Annotated in this window: 14 protein-coding genes and 1 pseudogene; 8 read left to right on the top strand and 7 right to left on the bottom strand. The window is 43.4% G+C overall.

Annotated elements, in window-relative coordinates; all coding sequences use genetic code 11:
* The first annotated feature begins 9 nt into the window (after positions 1–9).
* From JFC07_RS06540 to dcd, 6 genes are all read left to right on the top strand, one after another.
* A complete protein-coding gene (locus JFC07_RS06540) occupies positions 10–810 on the top strand; it encodes a 3-hydroxybutyrate dehydrogenase (RefSeq protein ID WP_198328682.1) in 801 nt (266 codons plus the stop codon).
* A 172-nt stretch (positions 811–982) separates the two neighbouring features.
* A complete protein-coding gene (gene mgtE / locus JFC07_RS06535) occupies positions 983–2,335 on the top strand; it encodes a magnesium transporter (RefSeq protein WP_198328681.1) in 1,353 nt (450 codons plus the stop codon).
* A 260-nt stretch (positions 2,336–2,595) separates the two neighbouring features.
* A complete protein-coding gene (apbC, locus tag JFC07_RS06530; protein ID WP_068404422.1) occupies positions 2,596–3,819 on the top strand; it encodes an iron-sulfur cluster carrier protein ApbC in 1,224 nt (407 codons plus the stop codon).
* A gap of 91 nt (positions 3,820–3,910) precedes the next feature.
* The gene (locus JFC07_RS06525; protein WP_198328680.1) at positions 3,911–4,333 is read left to right on the top strand and encodes a hypothetical protein; all 423 of its coding nucleotides are present in this window, start codon (positions 3,911–3,913) and stop codon (positions 4,331–4,333) included.
* Positions 4,334–4,359: 26 nt separating this feature from the next.
* Positions 4,360–5,463 (top strand): DUF2804 domain-containing protein, encoded by a 1,104-nt coding sequence (locus JFC07_RS06520; protein WP_198328679.1) that lies wholly within the window; start codon positions 4,360–4,362, stop codon positions 5,461–5,463.
* A gap of 151 nt (positions 5,464–5,614) precedes the next feature.
* Entirely contained in the window at positions 5,615–6,190 is a 576-nt protein-coding gene (gene dcd, locus JFC07_RS06515; protein WP_102076576.1) for a dCTP deaminase, read from the top strand.
* A 148-nt stretch (positions 6,191–6,338) separates the two neighbouring features.
* Here the strand turns inward: dcd and JFC07_RS06510 are convergent, their stop codons facing one another.
* The 7 genes and pseudogenes from JFC07_RS06510 to JFC07_RS06480 form a co-directional block, all read right to left on the bottom strand.
* Positions 6,339–6,776: a ClpXP protease specificity-enhancing factor gene (locus JFC07_RS06510; RefSeq protein ID WP_068404415.1), complete on the bottom strand. Its 438-nt coding sequence runs from the start codon at positions 6,774–6,776 to the stop codon at positions 6,339–6,341.
* A 133-nt stretch (positions 6,777–6,909) separates the two neighbouring features.
* On the bottom strand, positions 6,910–7,524 hold the full coding sequence (locus tag JFC07_RS06505; RefSeq protein WP_068404413.1) for a glutathione S-transferase N-terminal domain-containing protein: 615 nt from the start codon (positions 7,522–7,524) through the stop codon (positions 6,910–6,912).
* A gap of 194 nt (positions 7,525–7,718) precedes the next feature.
* Entirely contained in the window at positions 7,719–8,432 is a 714-nt protein-coding gene (locus JFC07_RS06500) for a cytochrome c1 (RefSeq protein WP_068404411.1), read from the bottom strand.
* Positions 8,432–9,637, bottom strand: coding sequence for a cytochrome b (locus JFC07_RS06495; RefSeq protein ID WP_193030039.1), 1,206 nt, complete (start codon positions 9,635–9,637; stop codon positions 8,432–8,434). The genes JFC07_RS06500 and JFC07_RS06495 overlap by 1 nt, the downstream gene beginning before the upstream one ends.
* A 22-nt stretch (positions 9,638–9,659) precedes the next feature.
* A complete protein-coding gene (gene petA / locus JFC07_RS06490) occupies positions 9,660–10,244 on the bottom strand; it encodes a ubiquinol-cytochrome c reductase iron-sulfur subunit (protein WP_068404407.1) in 585 nt (194 codons plus the stop codon).
* A gap of 465 nt (positions 10,245–10,709) precedes the next feature.
* Entirely contained in the window at positions 10,710–12,659 is a 1,950-nt protein-coding gene (locus JFC07_RS06485) for an ATP-binding cassette domain-containing protein (protein ID WP_193029980.1), read from the bottom strand.
* A 50-nt stretch (positions 12,660–12,709) separates the two neighbouring features.
* Positions 12,710–13,875, bottom strand: a pseudogene (locus JFC07_RS06480) (RNA-guided endonuclease InsQ/TnpB family protein).
* Positions 13,876–14,092: 217 nt separating this feature from the next.
* Here JFC07_RS06480 and JFC07_RS06475 point away from each other — a divergent pair.
* Positions 14,093–14,374: a SlyX family protein gene (locus JFC07_RS06475; RefSeq protein WP_193029978.1), complete on the top strand. Its 282-nt coding sequence runs from the start codon at positions 14,093–14,095 to the stop codon at positions 14,372–14,374.
* 234 nt (positions 14,375–14,608) lie between these two features.
* The gene (locus JFC07_RS06470) at positions 14,609–16,072 is read left to right on the top strand and encodes a hypothetical protein (RefSeq protein ID WP_193029977.1); all 1,464 of its coding nucleotides are present in this window, start codon (positions 14,609–14,611) and stop codon (positions 16,070–16,072) included.
* Positions 16,073–16,259 lie beyond the last annotated feature (187 nt).

Below are 16,259 nucleotides of genomic sequence, written 5' to 3'. Positions count from 1 at the left end.
CTATAAAATATGGCGACCACATTACAACAAGATTTGACCGGCAAAGTGGCATTAGTCACTGGCGCTGCAAGCGGCATTGGCCGTGATATCGCTGAAACCTATGCTAAAGCAGGCGCTGCCGTTGGTATTGCTGATATTAATCTGGCAGCCGCACAGCAAACGGTCGATGCTATCGAATCCGCTGGCGGACGTGCGTTAGCGATCGCCATGGATGTGACCTCAGAGGGTGCCGTAAATTCTGGCGTACAGCAATTAGTGGATACCTTTGGTGGTATAGATATTCTTGTATCAAATGCGGGTATTCAAATCATTGACCCGATTCATAAAATGGCGTTTGCTGACTGGAAAAAAATGCTTGCTATTCATTTAGATGGGGCATTTTTAACCACTAAAGCGGCTGTGCAGCATATGTATAAGGCTGACAAAGGCGGTACAGTCATTTATATGGGCTCGGTGCACTCGCATGAAGCGTCATTATTTAAAGCACCGTATGTTACTGCCAAGCACGGACTACTTGGACTGTGCCGGGTGTTGGCAAAAGAAGGCGCTGAACATAATGTACGCGCACATGTCATTTGTCCCGGTTTTGTCAAAACACCATTAGTCGAGAAACAAATCCCGCAACAAGCGGTTGAAAAAGGCATCAGTGAAGAATCTGTGGTAAATGACATTATGTTGGTCAATACCGTTGATAAAGAATTTACCACGGTTGATGATATCGCTCAATTGGCATTATTCTTAGCGGCTTTTCCAAGCAATGTATTTACTGGGCAGTCTATCGTCGCCAGTCATGGTTGGTTTATGAATTAATAGTTTGGTCAATGGATAGATTTGCGGGCTGTTTGCTTGGTTTAAGCATCATTCGCTTGCTAATAAAACCTCAATCCTTTAGCATTTGATTTTATGTTAATTTGAGCCAATAATATTGGCTCTTTTTTATGAGCGCCTGTTGCCCTATTTTGCGCTGCACGGAGTAAAAGCGATGAATAATAAAGACTTGGCGTTGACCTATGCCGAAAAAATAAGCCGTGCTATCGAGCAGCAGCAGTATGAGCAAGCGATTGAAGAGATTCAAAACCTGCGTCCTATCGATATAGCTGATTTATTGGCATTAATTGAACCCAAACTCGCTTGGCAGCTCCTTGCGCATTTGCCCAATCGCTCGACGATATTTGCTTATTTAGACCCAGATAGTCAAGTGGCGCTCGCTTATGTCTTTCCGCGCGCTATTTTAGCCAAGATAGTCGGTGAGATGCCATCTGATGAACGGACTGATTTGTATAAGCGCTTAAGTCAAGACCAACGCGACGTGTTATTACCTGCCTTAGCGCAGGCGAAGCGTGAGGATATTCGCCGTCTATCGGCCTATGAAGAAGGCACAGCTGGTGCCTTGATGAGCTCTGATTATGCGACGTTAGGGGCTGAGATGACTGTCGCCGAAGCCTTGGACGCGCTACGTTTAGAAGCGCCCGATGCCGAAACTATTTATCATGCTTATGTGATTGATGACGCGCGTAAGCTCTTGGGCGTGGTGTCATTAAGGGTGCTTATTTTATCATCGCCTGAGCAGCTGATTAAAGACATCATGGTCAGCTCGGTCATCTCTTCTGATGTCAACGATGATCAAGAAGACGTTGCGAAAACTGTTGCCCGTTATGACTTAATCTCCCTACCCATTACTGATGCCAGTGGGGCGTTGGTTGGTATCGTCACTCATGATGACGCGATGGACGTGGCAAGTGATGAAGCCACGGATGACTTCCATAAGTCAGGCGGTGTCTCGACCATGGTTGGGCGCTTAAAAGACGTCAGTATTACTGTCCTTTACCGTAAGCGGGTTTTTTGGCTGGTGTTTTTAGTATTTGGCAACTTGCTGTCGGGGCTAAGTATTGCTAACTTCGAAGACGTCATTGCGGCAAACTTAGTATTGGTATTTTTCTTACCTTTACTGGTTGATAGTGGCGGTAACGCCGGCTCGCAATCAGCGACTTTAATGGTACGTGCTTTAGCGACGGGTGATGTGGTGATGCGTGATTGGTTTTCACTCCTTGGCCGCGAAGCCTTAGTTGCCCTGCTGCTCGGGGCGACGATGGCCGTTGCCATTGCCCTTATTGGCTATGTGCGCGGTGACGCGACCGTCTCTTTGGTTTTGGCACTAAGTATGCTGTGCGTTGTTATGATTGGTAGTGTCATTGGCATGAGTCTGCCTTTTATACTCAATAAACTCGGTTTTGACCCTGCAACCGCCAGTGCGCCTTTGATTACTTCAATCAGTGATGCCTCGGGTGTACTGATCTATTTATTCATCGCTTCTAAATTTTTACCGATTGGTTAGTTTGTTTAATAAACGGTCATTTACATAAGACCGCTTAAATAAAAAAATAACACCAATTTTGACCCTCATACCTACTGACAGTGTGGTTTTTTTATAGCGCCCATTGAGCTACACTGTATCTATATAAAAGCATTTGGCAAAAGTTTTATGGGCTAAAGTTTTAGCTAAGAGTTTTTTTAAACAATTTTAAACAGTTATTGTTTAAAAAGATTCATCGTTTTTGCCAAATTTAACCATCGATATAGGTAGTAGAGGTAGCTATGTTTAATTTTATAAAAAAAAGAGCATCTTCGAAATCCGAATCTCCGCAGCAACAAGCGGCTCGTGATAGCGCCGTTGATCAAGTGTTGCTCAATTACCATTTGGGTAATAACAGTCTTGCAACTATGGTCACAGGTCTAGAGCGCGATGGCGATGAGCTGACTTTGGATTTGCGTCTGCCGCAAGATAGCGACCCTGAGACCATTCAGCAAGAGCTTGGCAATCTACTGCATCCGCATGGCATCAGAGTGATTCATATGAATGTGCGCCTGCCAGCGCCTGCAAAAGGCGCGGGCTCAAGCCTACCGAAAGCCATGCCAAAAACCACTAACGCGATGGAAAAGCAGACCAAACCCTCTGCAAATACAAATAGCAGCAATCAGGCTGAACCGCCGATTACGAAAGCGGCGCCGACGCAAGCGTCCTTAACGGCGCATCCGCGTATCCGCCATATTATCGTCGTCGCTTCGGGTAAAGGCGGCGTTGGTAAATCAACCACTACCGTTAATATCGCCTTAGCATTACAGAAATTGGGCAATCGGGTTGGCGTGCTAGACGCTGATATTTATGGACCAAGTATGCCGACGATGCTGGGCGTGGACAAAGTCAAACCTGAGCTAGAAAACGAGCAATTTGTACCTATTGAAGCGCATGGTTTGGCAATGCTATCGATTGGTAGCTTGCTCGATGGTGATAATACACCTGTGGCGTGGCGCGGACCAAAAGCCACTGGCGCCTTAATGCAGCTGTATAACCAAACCAATTGGCCGCAGCTCGATTACTTAGTCATCGATATGCCGCCTGGTACTGGCGATATTCAGCTGACATTGGCGCAGCGCATTCCGGTAACGGGTGCGGTGATTGTGACGACGCCGCAGCATATCGCCTTACTTGATGCGCAAAAAGGCATCGAGATGTTTAATAAAACCAATATTCCAGTACTTGGCGTGGTTGAAAATATGGCGCTGCATACCTGTAGCAACTGTAACCATACTGAAGCGATTTTTGGTACGGGTGGCGGCGAAAAAATCGCTGAGCAATACCATGTGCCACTCTTGGGTCAGTTGCCACTTGCTAGCGGTATTCGCGCCCAAGTGGATAAAGGTGAGCCGAGCGTGTTGGCCGATGATGAATTTGCGCCGTATTATCTAAGTATTGCTAAAAATATCGAAGCCAATATCAATAAATTTGCCAAACCAGTTGATGATAAGCGGATTTTCTAATAGTTTTTAATGGCTTCTAAAGTTAGTAAAATAGCCTAAGCATATAAAGTCTTACAATCTAAATGACTTTGAATTTTAAAAAGGAAGTATCGTGAGTCTATCCATTTATCAACGTCATTTAGATACTATCCCCAAGCAATATCAGCTCCTAAAGCTATTTCGTCCGCCGATATACGTGATTGAGCTGTCGAATAATCAAGTAAGCGCGGTTTGCTACTATAAAGATGGCAGTGGCAAACGCTATCAGGTTAATGCAGATTTTAGCAATCGCCGAATGGTGATTGCTGATTTTTTACAAGCAGTACAAGCTATGACTGATTTATTGCTTAAGTTTTCTAGGCATCCGTTTGGCATAAGTTCTTTTGCAGTAGTCAATGTGACAGAAGAACTTATAGATGGTTTGACGATGATAGAGATTAAAGCTATTAGAGAAGCCGTTTGGGCTGCTTTAGGACAAGCGAAGAGAAGAATCGTCAGCAGCATGGTTAGCTACCAAGGACAGGTAGTCTCGTAATGAATTTTGGCTAGGATGCCTTAACCATGAAGCAAAATAATAATCATCAACCTATCGCTAATCACTTGAGAGTAGTTGAGATTGACCAGCTTATTCAAAACGGTCAACCTAACTTAGGCGTTTTTGCTAACGTTAAGCGCATCAACTATCTTGACTATCATAGTTATCTTATCTCGCAAAAAGCGCTGCCAAACTGGCGCAAAGCGCTTAAAGCCAACCAATTTTGTTTTATCCAAATTATCGAGCCGCCTTATCGAGTTTGCCTAGCACTGGCGACGATTAAGCTTGCGACCAGCGCCTTCGTTTATCTTTATCATGATGAAATTAGTGAGCTAGAAGTTTGCGAAGCCTTGCAACCTTTGCCGCGGCAGACCTTATTAAAAGGCGATTGCTATCAAGGTCAAATGGCGTTTACCCATGATAAGCTGACCGTAACATTGGATTTTACGCCTTCGCAGATTAACGTTGTGCTAGATAGTCAAAACCTTGCACTCAATGCAACCTTAGCAAGACAATCACAGCCACTAGCTATCTGTACACCAACGGGCAGACGCGGTTGGACCTTTACCCAAAAAGAGCCGCTGACAGCAATATCTGGACATCTACTTATTAAATCTCATTCAACATCTAATATTACTGTTCCTGATGCTAAAGCCAAGCAAATCGACTTTACTGACACGACTATTGCCAATCTAGATTGGACGCTTGGCTATATGCGCCACAAGACCAATTGGTTTTGGACTTGTATTAATAGCTACTTGCCAGACGGTCGTCATTTTACTCTTAACTTATCGATGGGTGTCAATGAAACCGGCGCCAGTGAAAACGCTTGCTGGCTTGATGGGCAGATAGTGTATTTGCCGCCTGTGATGTTTGTACGTCAAGATTTGGATGCAGCTGCGCAGCATACTTGGCGTATTTATCATCAAAATCTTGGCTGGAGCAAGGTTGATATTGATTTAACCTTTACGCCGATGACTGTCTATAAAAAGACCGATAACTTCGGTGTGCTCGCCAGTATCTTTGAGCAATGGCTTGGTTTGTATAGTGGTGAGATACGGCTAGTAGATGAGGTGATTAAGCTTGATAAGGTAATGGGCTTAGCGGAAGATCATTTTGCTAAATGGTAGCTTATGAGCGCTTATGATGCACTTATAAATAGCAGGTTTAACTTTAAAGTCGTTGCCGCTCTATAAATTGCGCCGTCAATTCCGTATAATCGTCGCTATCAAAATATCATTCATATCATCATCTCGATTTTATATTTGCTAAGGAACAACAATGTCTATCAAGTCTGACCGCTGGATTCGTAAAATGGCCGAAGAACATGGCATGATTGAACCATACGAGCCAGGTCAAGTACGTTTTAATGATGCCGGCGAGCGTTTGGTCAGTTATGGCACCTCAAGCTACGGTTATGATGTACGCTGTGCGCCTGAATTTAAAGTCTTTACCAACGTGCATTCAGTGATTGTAGACCCAAAAAACTTCGATGAAAAAAGCTTCATTGATGTCATCGGTGACGAGTGTATCATTCCGCCAAACTCTTTTGCTTTGGCGCGCACGATGGAGTATTTTCGTATTCCGCGTGATGTATTGACGATTTGTCTTGGTAAATCGACCTATGCACGCTGCGGTATCATCGTCAACGTCACACCACTTGAGCCTGAGTGGGAAGGGCATGTGACGTTGGAATTTAGTAATACCACCAACTTGCCTGCGCGTATTTATGCGGGCGAGGGCGTGGCACAGATGCTGTTTTTTCAAAGCGATGCGGACGACGTTTGTGAGACCAGTTATAAAGACCGCGGCGGTAAATACCAAGGTCAGCGCGGTGTGACACTGCCAAGAACTTAATACTCAAGCACTTAAACGCCAAGAGATTAAGTGTTTTTGAGCCTGTTAGCATTTTGGACTGACCATAAAAAAAGCCAGCATATGGAATATGACTGGCTTTTTTATGGCTAATTCTTTCGGCTATTTTAAAGTCGATTTTTCAACATAATTATTTTAAAACTTTTAACCCTGCTTTATTATCGCGCTTAGGTTTTGGGGCAGCAGTACTTTTCTTGGAGGTAGTCGCTGCGTCTTCTTCAGGGACATAATCATCGTATTCATTAGGGTCAAAAAACATCCCTTGCGAATTTTCTTTGGCATAAATCCCCATTACCGCCGTCAATGGTACCCAAATCTCTTGCGAGACACCGCCGAAGCGCGCACTAAAATGAATATAATCATTTTCCATGCTCATATTACCGGTCGCGCGGCTAGCAATGTTGAGCACGATACGTCCGTCTTGGATATGCTCTTTAGGGACTTGGACATTGTCAGCAGTAGCATCTACCATCAGGTATGGGGTGAGCGCATTGTCCTCTATCCATTGATATAGCGCGCGCACCATATAGGGACGTGTTGGGGTAATAGAGGTGGTTTCTTCGCTCATTTTTTGGTTTCCTTATGCATTATTATTAAATACTGTCTCGTTTGCGATAAAGTCGTATTTATAGAAAAATCATTCACTATATCGCTATTCTATATCAGAGTCTATTTTAGGGGAGTCATCAGCGGTTGTCTAATTAACGTACGCTTTTTTGAAAGCTGTCACGTTCAAAGACCCGTTTTTGATAGTCAAATAGGGGGCGGCTGATAGCACGCGGTAGCTCAATGCCCATCTCTTCCAATCTCCATAACAAAGGCGCTAATAGCACGTCGCACCAACCAAACTCGTCGGCCATAAAATAAGGTTTATGAGCAAATAAAGGCGACAAAGTAATCAAGGAGTCGCTTAGCTGCTTTTTCGCCAAGGCTGCTTGCGCTTTGTTAAAACTGTCCGGATGCATCAGCAATCGTTTGCCGAGCACTAACCAATCATGTTGTATACGCCAAGCCAATTGACGAAACTGGGCGCGCTCTTGCGGCGTATCTGGCAATAGTTTATTGGCATGATAACGCTCCTCAAGGTATTCGAAGATAACGTTAATCTCATATAGCGCAATCTCACGCTGTTGCAAAACAGGCAAAGTGTGATAGGGGTTGAGCTCGGTCAAGTCTTCCGGACGCTCAGAATGCAGGCGTGATAAATAATAGGCAAGCTTTTTTTCTTCAAGCAATAGGCGGACCACATGGCTGTTGTAGCCATCGTCAGCGTATAAAATCAGCTGACTACTTGGAATGTCATTCGCATCAATCATGGAAGCCTAATGTATTAATAAAGCCTATTATCGTAAACAATGTCGCTGCGTTTATCAAGGTAGCGTACGTAAACATTGCATATAAGGCGATTTCTTAATAGAAGATTTTATAATTAATGGTCTAATTAGACATAAAAAAGCACTACCGAAGTAGTGCTTATTTTTTAGATTAACTTTGGATCTTTATTGCTTTATTATTTTACGTCTTTCCAGAATTCTTTATTCAATAAGTAAACTGGAATGAGTAGTACTAATAAGAATAAAATCACAAAGAAACCGATTACTTGGCGGTCATGACGTACTGGCTCTGCCATCCACGCCATAAAGTTAACCAAGTCACCAACTTCAGATTCAAACTCTTCTTCACTCAAGGTTTCTTGCATATTATGCAACACATGCGGCATAGCAGCGTTTGCAAGTACTAAGTTGTTCGAGCCCCAAGGACGGCTTGGATCTTCATAGAACGATAGAAGGTAAGTATAAACCCAGTCATCACCGCGTAGTCTTGTTTCAAGTGACAAGTCCGGAGGTGCCGCGCCAAACCATGATGCTTGAACATCAGGGTCGATTTCAGCATTGATATGGTCACCGATTTCATCGGTGGTGACCATCAAATACTTTTCAACCAGCTCAGGCGGTATCTCTAAGTCTTTAGCAATGCGCGAATGACGAACATATTTTGCTGAGTGACATCCAGCGCAGTAGTTCATAAAGATTTTCGCGCCGTTTTGTAGCGAACCCTTATTGGTAAAATCAATAGGAGCTGTACTACAAGCTAAGTGTTCAACCACACCATCAGCATTGGTAAAAGTACCACATCCACCACCTGATGCGCTTGCAGTGCCAGCAGTCAACGTCAGCGCGGCGCCTAAGCCTAGACCAGCTAGGGATTTAATTAGCGTGCTCATTAGTGACCTCCGGTAACGCGTTCTGGTGGCTGTTTACACTTCTCAATAGCTGTGTAGAACGGCATCAATAAGAAAAACAAGAAATACAGAATAGTAAAGATACGTGCCAAAATTGTCGCTGTTGGCGTTGCAGGTGTCGCACCCAAGTAGCCTAATACCACAAAGCTGATAGCAAAGATAGTAAGGGCAATCTTAGACAAAATACCTTTATAACGTATCGAGCGTACAGGCGATCTATCAAGCCATGGGATTAAGAATAGGAAGGCAATCGCACCGCCCATTGCAATCACACCACCAAGCTTATTAGGAACCGCACGTAAGATGGCATAAAAAGGTGTGTAGTACCATACTGGTGCAATATGCGCAGGTGTTTTCAGTGAGTTTGCTGCTTCAAAGTTTGGTGGCTCAAGGAAGAAACCGCCGCCTTCTGGGAAGAAGAATACCACTGCAAAGAAACAGATAAAGAAGACCACAATACCAACCATGTCATGCACAGTATAGTACGGATGGAATTCGATACCGTCTAATGGTACGCCATTCTTATCTTTTAGCTTTTTAATATCAATGCCATCAGGATTGTTCGAACCAACGTGATGCAGCGCCACTAAATGCATAAACACTAAGCCGACAAGGACAAGTGGAATAGCAACAACGTGCAAAGCAAAGAAGCGGTTTAAGGTGATACCTGAGATGATATAGTCACCACGTACCCATTCAGCAAGACCATCGCCAATGACAGGTAGAGCTGCAGGTAAGTTTAGAATAACCTGAGCGCCCCAGAATGACATGTTGCCCCAAGGAAGTAGGTAACCGAAGAAACCTTCTGCCATCAATGCGAGGTAAATACCCATACCGATAAGCCAAATAAGCTCACGCGGTTTTTGGTATGAACCATATAGCAAGGCGCGGAACATATGCAGGTATACGACGACGAAGAACGCAGATGCGCCCGTCGAGTGCATATAACGGATGAGCCAGCCTCCTTTGACATCACGCATGATATATTCAACAGACGCAAATGCCCCTTCGGCACTTGGGTTGTACATCATTGTTAGCCAAATACCAGTCACTAGCTGGTTGACCAATACCACCATTGATAACACGCCAAAGAAGTACCAAAAGTTAAAGTTCTTTGGTGCATAGTACTTTGACATATGATATTCATAGGTTTCAGTCGCAGGAAAGCGCGCGTCTACCCAATGCATTAACTTTTTACCCATGCTCATATTAAGCCTCCCCAATCGTCAAGATAGTACCATCCATGCTGTACTCTGGGATTGGTAAGTTAAGCGGTGCAGGGACACCACTATAAACACGACCCGATAAGTCGTATTTAGAGCCATGACATGGGCAGAAAAATCCACCGTACCAGTCATTACCGCCTAAATCAGCTGCGCCCACATCAGGACGGTAGTTTGGTGCGCAGCCTAAATGTGTACAGACGCCTTCTACCACCAAGACTTCTGGTGATAAAGAGCGCTCAGGGTTTTTACAATATTCTGGTTGTAGCGACTCATCTGAATCAGGGTCTGACAGTAATGGCTTCACTGATTCTAAGGTGGTCAGCATCTCTTCAGTGCGCTTGACCACAAAGATAGGTTTGCCCCGATATTTGACGACAATCATCTGTCCTGCTTCGATAGAACCAATATCTTGGGTCACTGCAGCACCTGCAGCCTCGGCTTTTGCGCTCGGAGTCCAAGAACGGACAAAAGGTGTCGCCACAGCAGCTACCCCAGCTGCACCAATGACGGCAGTCGAGGCAATAAGAACTCTACGACGTTGTACGTTAACGCCTTCGGCATGGCTCATTAATACTTCCTCCAGGTGAATGAAATGGGATTATCCCACACTGGGTTTGTGGCTTAGAAAAATGACAATTATCAAGCCACGTTAGCTGTGCCTAATTTTGCTAATTGTTGCTATTCTAAGCTATTTCGGTCATAAAATAAATTATTGTGTTAAAAATAAAGCAGCCTTGAGAAAGCGTACTTCAGTGTTAAACAAGATAATTAGTCTAAAACTGCTTAATTATCAATATTTAACCTACCTTAAAGTACGCTTTTTTATCAACAAGACTATTATGAATAATGACCTTATAATTAATAAGGGTATTCAGCAATAGGGAATGATACTTGAAATCAAGACAATGTTCACTAACTTTCCGCACATTACACGGTTGTAAGTGGTCGTAAGCTATTTATAACCCTTAACTATGTCCAATATAAAGCATGCCTAATATAAAAGTTATAAGGTCATAAATGGCGATACATAGTATTAACTCTCAAGCGTATGCCAGCGCTCAAGCTTAGTCATCATCTCATCTTCGATGACTAATAAACGCTCACTGGCAGCCGTAGCGGCTTCCATATCTTTCGTAAACCATGAACCGTCAGCCAGCCTTTCTTCTAGCTCCGTTTGCTCAGCTTCTAACGCAGCAATTTCTTTTGGCAAATTATCGAGTTCGCGCTGTTCATTGTAGTTGAGCTTTTTGGCAGCGGTATTAGACTTTACCGTGACCGTAGTTTTATTGTTAGCTTTGCTAATAGCAGCATTATCGTTAGACGATTTAGCATTCTTAGCTTTCGCTTCTTCTTCACGGTTTTTTTGTATCAAGTATTCTTGATAGCCACCGACATATTCTTTGACGATGCCATTACCATTTTCATCCGTGTCAAATACCCAAGTAGAGGTAACGACGTTGTCCATAAATGAGCGGTCATGGCTAATCAGCAAGATAGTACCGTTGAAGCTGGCGACCGATTCTTCTAAAAGCTCCAGGGTGGCCATATCCAAGTCATTGGTTGGCTCATCGAGTACCAAAATATTGGCAGGCTTTAATAATTGCTTGGCAAGTAGTACGCGATTACGCTCACCACCTGATAAGGCTTTAACAGGCGTACGCGCACGCTCTGGGGCAAATAAGAAATCTTGCAAATAGCTCATGATATGCGTTTTGCGCCCGCCAACTTCTACGAAGTCAGAACCTTCTGAGACGTTTTGCGCCACGCTGGCTTCTAAATCCAACTGATCACGCAGCTGATCGAAAAAGGCAATTTGTAAATTGGTGCCAAGCTCGACTGTGCCTGTTTTGGTGACTTCATCATCAGACATATCGAGCAGGGCTTTAATCAGCGTGGTTTTACCCGCGCCGTTGGGACCGACGATACCAATTTTGTCACCGCGCATAATCATGGTACTAAAGTTATCGACCAAGACGTTGCCATCATATTCTAGATGCAGGTTCTTAACTTTACAAACTAGCTTGCCGCTTTTCTCGCCTTCACCCATAGTGATATTGACGTTACCGACTTGCTCGCGGCGGCCTTTGCGCTCTTCACGCAGGGCTTTTAGCTCGCGGACACGGCCTTCATTACGGGTACGGCGAGCCTTGATACCTTGGCGAATCCAAACTTCTTCTTGTGCCAATTTTTTATCAAAATTAGCGTTGTTCTTTTCTTCAGCGAGTAGCTGCTGCTCTTTTAATTCTTGATAACGCGCATAACCTTTAGCGCCTTGGGTCACGTCATAGCTGGTCAATTGTCCACGATCAAGCTCAACGATACGGGTGGCGAGCTTATTGACAAATGCTCTATCGTGCGTCACGAACAATAACGTCAGACCTTGCCAGTCGAGTAAAAAGCGCTCCAACCATTCGATGCTTTCAACGTCTAAATGGTTGGTTGGCTCATCGAGTAATAGCACATCAGGCTTAGTGACTAGTGCACGAGCAAGTAGCACACGGCGTTTACGACCGCCAGACAATGAAGACAGGTCAGCTTCAGGATCAAGTCCCATAGTCGTAATTAGACGGGTTGCATCACGCTCTAAATCCCAGCCATGTACTGCATCGATATCGTGTTGCAAGGTTGCCATATGCTCGCAAGCGTCCATATCGCCATTGGCACACATATCGACTTGCTTATTATAGTTAATCAGCAAATTGGCGGTGTGGCGGCTACCGCCCATCACGATGTCTAAGATACGTCCGCTGGTTTCAGGAACGTCTTGCTCTAACATCGCAACACGCATGCTGCTATTTTTGATAATCTCGCCGCTGTCAGGCTGCAATGACCCATTTATCAGTTTAAATAAAGTAGATTTGCCTTCGCCATTACGGCCAATCAAACAAACGCGCTCGCCTGCATTGATTGAAAAATCGATGCCATCGAGAATAGGAGCCACGCCAAATGCCAAGTGAATATCTTTTAAATGTATCAATGCCATAGAATATCTTAAGCTTATATAATAGTGAGGTAAGGGTTGTTGCAAAATTCCTAGCAGTATAACATGCTGCCACCTAACTGTAGTATGCGTAAATGCCTTTTTGACTTCCTCCCCTTCTTAAAAGCGAAGGGGATTCCTACTCAAGACGGCCAAGCCCGACCGCGAGTATGTTTTTTGCTCCATTAACGTCCCGTTGATGGGTCGTTTTACAAGAACGACAGAACCACACTCTTATACCAAGACCCGCTCTACCTTTCGGACTGTCTTGGCGTGAGCCGCAACACGAGCAGGTTTGGGTGCTGTACGCTTCATTCACTTCGATATAGTGGCAACCTGCATGCTTGCATTTGTAATCCAGTTGCCGCTTAATCTCAAACCAACCAGCGTCATAGACAGATTTGGCCAGTTTGCCCTTAGTGAATGATGTTGATTTTATTTTACCAACGACAATTAAGCTATTGGCTTTAACCAGTTTATTAGTAAATTTATGGGTTAAATCTTTTCGGGTATTTTTAATCTTGGCATGAATCGCCTTGACCCGCTTTTTATTCTTGGCCCTTTGAGCAATCGCCAGTTTTTCAGCGTATTGATGCGTGACTTTGGTTTGTAGTTGATCGCCATCACTACTGACTGCGGCATCTTTACAGCCCAAATCAATACCGACTTGACCACTACCACAAGCTGTTTTTGGAAATTCTTTAACGGTGATACAGGCATACCAGTGGCCGCGAGCATCTTGCACCAGCTCACAGGTGTTGATGTTGTATAGGGCTAGGTTATAGCCATCCCATAGGTCAATAGTGAGATTTTTACCCTTAGCGAGGCTTAGCTGAATGGTGGATTTAAGGCTTTTCTTGCCTGATTGATGGGTTGCTAGATATTTTATCGCGGTCTTTTTAAACGGTATCCAACCTAAGTTTCTACGTTTGGCTTTAGGATTGTTGGTACGCCAGTTGAGTTTGGCTTTTTTAAATTGTTTGCGAGATTTAGCGTGAACCTCACTAATAGCTTGTAAGGTCTGGCTGTGTAGATTTAGGTATTCACCAGCCCCTTTGGTGTAGGCTGCTAAATCGTAAGCTGTAAAGAATTTACCCGTGCGTTTGAGATGTTTGAAACTAAGCTCATTGACGTAATTCCAGACAAAATTAACCGACCCTGCTAAGATGTTTAGCTGATTGGTGTGTTTGTCTTTGATGCGTAGTTTGAGCGTTTTCATAGAGTGATTATGTTCTCAATGGGTTTGGTTAACAAGGTGGGTTCAATCTTAGGTGACAACGGTTGACGCCTGATATCCACGCCCTAGAAGTGACGTGGTTTTACGGGGCTTTTTGATAAACACTATTTTATAAAGTCTGTTTTAAATGGTTAGGTCTGAGATTTAATAAAGAAAATAACCATACTATCTATTATTGAGAACTACTATTGAGAAAAATATGAACCAACCAAATTCGATTGAAAAAGACGCGTCTAATCAACAAGCTCAGTTGTCAGATAGCCAAGCAGATTTACAAGCACAGGTCATTGAGTTGCAAATGAACCTCTCTCACCTTGAAGTTACTGTCGAGAGGCTTGATGAGGTTATTACGCGCCAAGATAGAGATATCCAAACCTTGCAGCGCCAACTACAGTTTATCTATAAGCAGGTGCAAAACCAAGATAGGGAGGGCGGTGTAGCGCCTTTTGATGTCATGGCAGATAGACCACCGCATTATTAGTAATAAGTTTTTTTAATTATGGATAACAAACAATTGCACAGCATTTATTATAAGTTTATATGCGAATTTTAGCATAAATATACGGTTTGCCGTCTATTCAGTCATATTGCAGAAATAATGTATTTTTCGGTTGTTTTCATGTAAAAAACACATTAGTATCCTTCACCTTAGATACTGTCTACCTAACAAAGTTCGGTGTAGCGGTAAAACAATGTGGATGTTTGGAGATACATAATGGGCGCATATTTCAATCTAAAGACTCTAACGGTAGCTTTGGCTGCTATTTCTGCAGCTAGTATCGCTAGTGCGGCAGGTCTTGATCGTTCAGGTCAAGATATCACCGCGTTTTTGCAAGATGGTACCTATGCCGAAACCGTTTATACCTATATCGATGCTGATGTTAGTGGTAAAGACTCTTCAGGTAATAAAATTGATGACATCGCAGAAGATTATGACTTTTTCCGTTATGGTGTAAAAACGGATATCAATGACACCTTTAGTATTGGTATCTTATATGATGAACCATTTGGTGCTGCAGCTGACTATCTTGGTAATAACGATTTCGTAGCTCAAGGCAATGTTGATAATTCTACGAAGTATTTAACACAAGGTAAATATACTTCTTTTAATGATCTAAACTCAGACTTTAATAGTGCTCGTAACAATGCAGTAGAAGAAGCTACCAAGGCACAAGGTTTTGCTCAGCAAGCAGGCTTAGCTCAGCAGCAGGGCAACCTTGTTGAAGCGGGTAGATTGGCTGCTTTGGCACAAGATGCAAAAGAGAAAGCGACAGGCTATAAAACTGAAGCTGAACAACTTGGCGCACCCTTAAATGCTGTCAAATCTGAGCTAGACAGTAAAGGCGAGGGTACGAATGTCGAGGTACGCACTGAGAGTCTTACAGCAATATTAGGCGCAAAATTTGGTACTAACAAAGAATTCCAAGTGTATGGTGGTCCAGTCGCGCAGCAAGTACAGGCCGATGTCAAGCTTAGAGGACTGGCTTATGGTTTAGCGAACGGTTATACTGCCCATATTAGCTCTGATAAGGATATTGGTTGGTTAGCAGGTATTGCTTACAGCAAACCTGAAATTGCTTTAAAAGCTGCATTGACGTATCGTTCAGAAATTGACCATACCCTTCCTATATATGAACAATATCCAGTAGCAGGAATAAAAAAGGGTGGTGATATTGATATTACCACACCAAAATCTGTAAACTTTGATTTTCAGACTGGTATTAATCCAACAACTTTAGCTACAGCAAAAGTACGTTGGGTGCCCTGGGGAGATTTTGCCATTGTTCCGCCTGTTTATAATGACGTAAGTAAAAACCTAACTAAAGATGATATAGGTTTGCCTTTAGTTAGTTACGATAAGGATCAATGGCAAGTAGAATTAGGCCTTGCAAAACGTCTAGCACCGAAGTTTGCGGTAAGCGGTACCGTTGGTTGGGATAGTGGCGCAGGCAACCCTGTTACTTCACTCGGTCCAATCGAAGGCTATTATAGCGTTGGTTTAGGTGGTAAATATGATATCACTGAAAACTGGGCAGTATCTGCTGGCGGTAAGTATTTATGGTTCGGTGATGCAGATGGCCAAATCCCAACCAAGCAAGTCGTCAGTAAGTTTGAAAACAATGACGGTTTTGCTCTTGGCGTAAAACTATCTTATCAAGCTAAACAGAACTTTAACTAAGAATTTATGTCTTTATTCTAACTAAAATTATTTTAGTCATATTAAAAACGATCCGTAATGGGTCGTTTTTTTTATGCTTTGGAAGTTCGAAAGCGTTCTCATCTGACAAAGTGGTTATAAGCAAGCATATACTTACCCCACTCTCAACTTCGAAAGTGATTGAAAAAAGAAGAGCACCTCACTAATC

It is taken from the genome of Psychrobacter faecalis (assembly GCF_016107575.1).
Classification (GTDB): domain Bacteria; phylum Pseudomonadota; class Gammaproteobacteria; order Pseudomonadales; family Moraxellaceae; genus Psychrobacter; species Psychrobacter faecalis.
This window is presented reverse-complemented; position numbering and strand designations above follow the sequence as displayed.

Coding starts and splice junctions, on each gene's coding strand:
- JFC07_RS06540 (WP_198328682.1), top strand. CDS start 10: ATGGCGACCACATTACAACAAGATTTGACCGGCAAAGTGGCATTAGTC.
- mgtE (WP_198328681.1), top strand. CDS start 983: ATGAATAATAAAGACTTGGCGTTGACCTATGCCGAAAAAATAAGCCGT.
- apbC (WP_068404422.1), top strand. CDS start 2,596: ATGTTTAATTTTATAAAAAAAAGAGCATCTTCGAAATCCGAATCTCCG.
- JFC07_RS06520 (WP_198328679.1), top strand. CDS start 4,360: ATGAAGCAAAATAATAATCATCAACCTATCGCTAATCACTTGAGAGTA.
- dcd (WP_102076576.1), top strand. CDS start 5,615: ATGTCTATCAAGTCTGACCGCTGGATTCGTAAAATGGCCGAAGAACAT.
- JFC07_RS06510 (WP_068404415.1), bottom strand. CDS start 6,776: ATGAGCGAAGAAACCACCTCTATTACCCCAACACGTCCCTATATGGTG.
- JFC07_RS06505 (WP_068404413.1), bottom strand. CDS start 7,524: ATGATTGATGCGAATGACATTCCAAGTAGTCAGCTGATTTTATACGCT.
- JFC07_RS06500 (WP_068404411.1), bottom strand. CDS start 8,432: ATGAGCACGCTAATTAAATCCCTAGCTGGTCTAGGCTTAGGCGCCGCG.
- JFC07_RS06495 (WP_193030039.1), bottom strand. CDS start 9,637: ATGCATTGGGTAGACGCGCGCTTTCCTGCGACTGAAACCTATGAATAT.
- petA (WP_068404407.1), bottom strand. CDS start 10,244: ATGAGCCATGCCGAAGGCGTTAACGTACAACGTCGTAGAGTTCTTATT.
- JFC07_RS06485 (WP_193029980.1), bottom strand. CDS start 12,659: ATGGCATTGATACATTTAAAAGATATTCACTTGGCATTTGGCGTGGCT.
- JFC07_RS06475 (WP_193029978.1), top strand. CDS start 14,093: ATGAACCAACCAAATTCGATTGAAAAAGACGCGTCTAATCAACAAGCT.
- JFC07_RS06470 (WP_193029977.1), top strand. CDS start 14,609: ATGGGCGCATATTTCAATCTAAAGACTCTAACGGTAGCTTTGGCTGCT.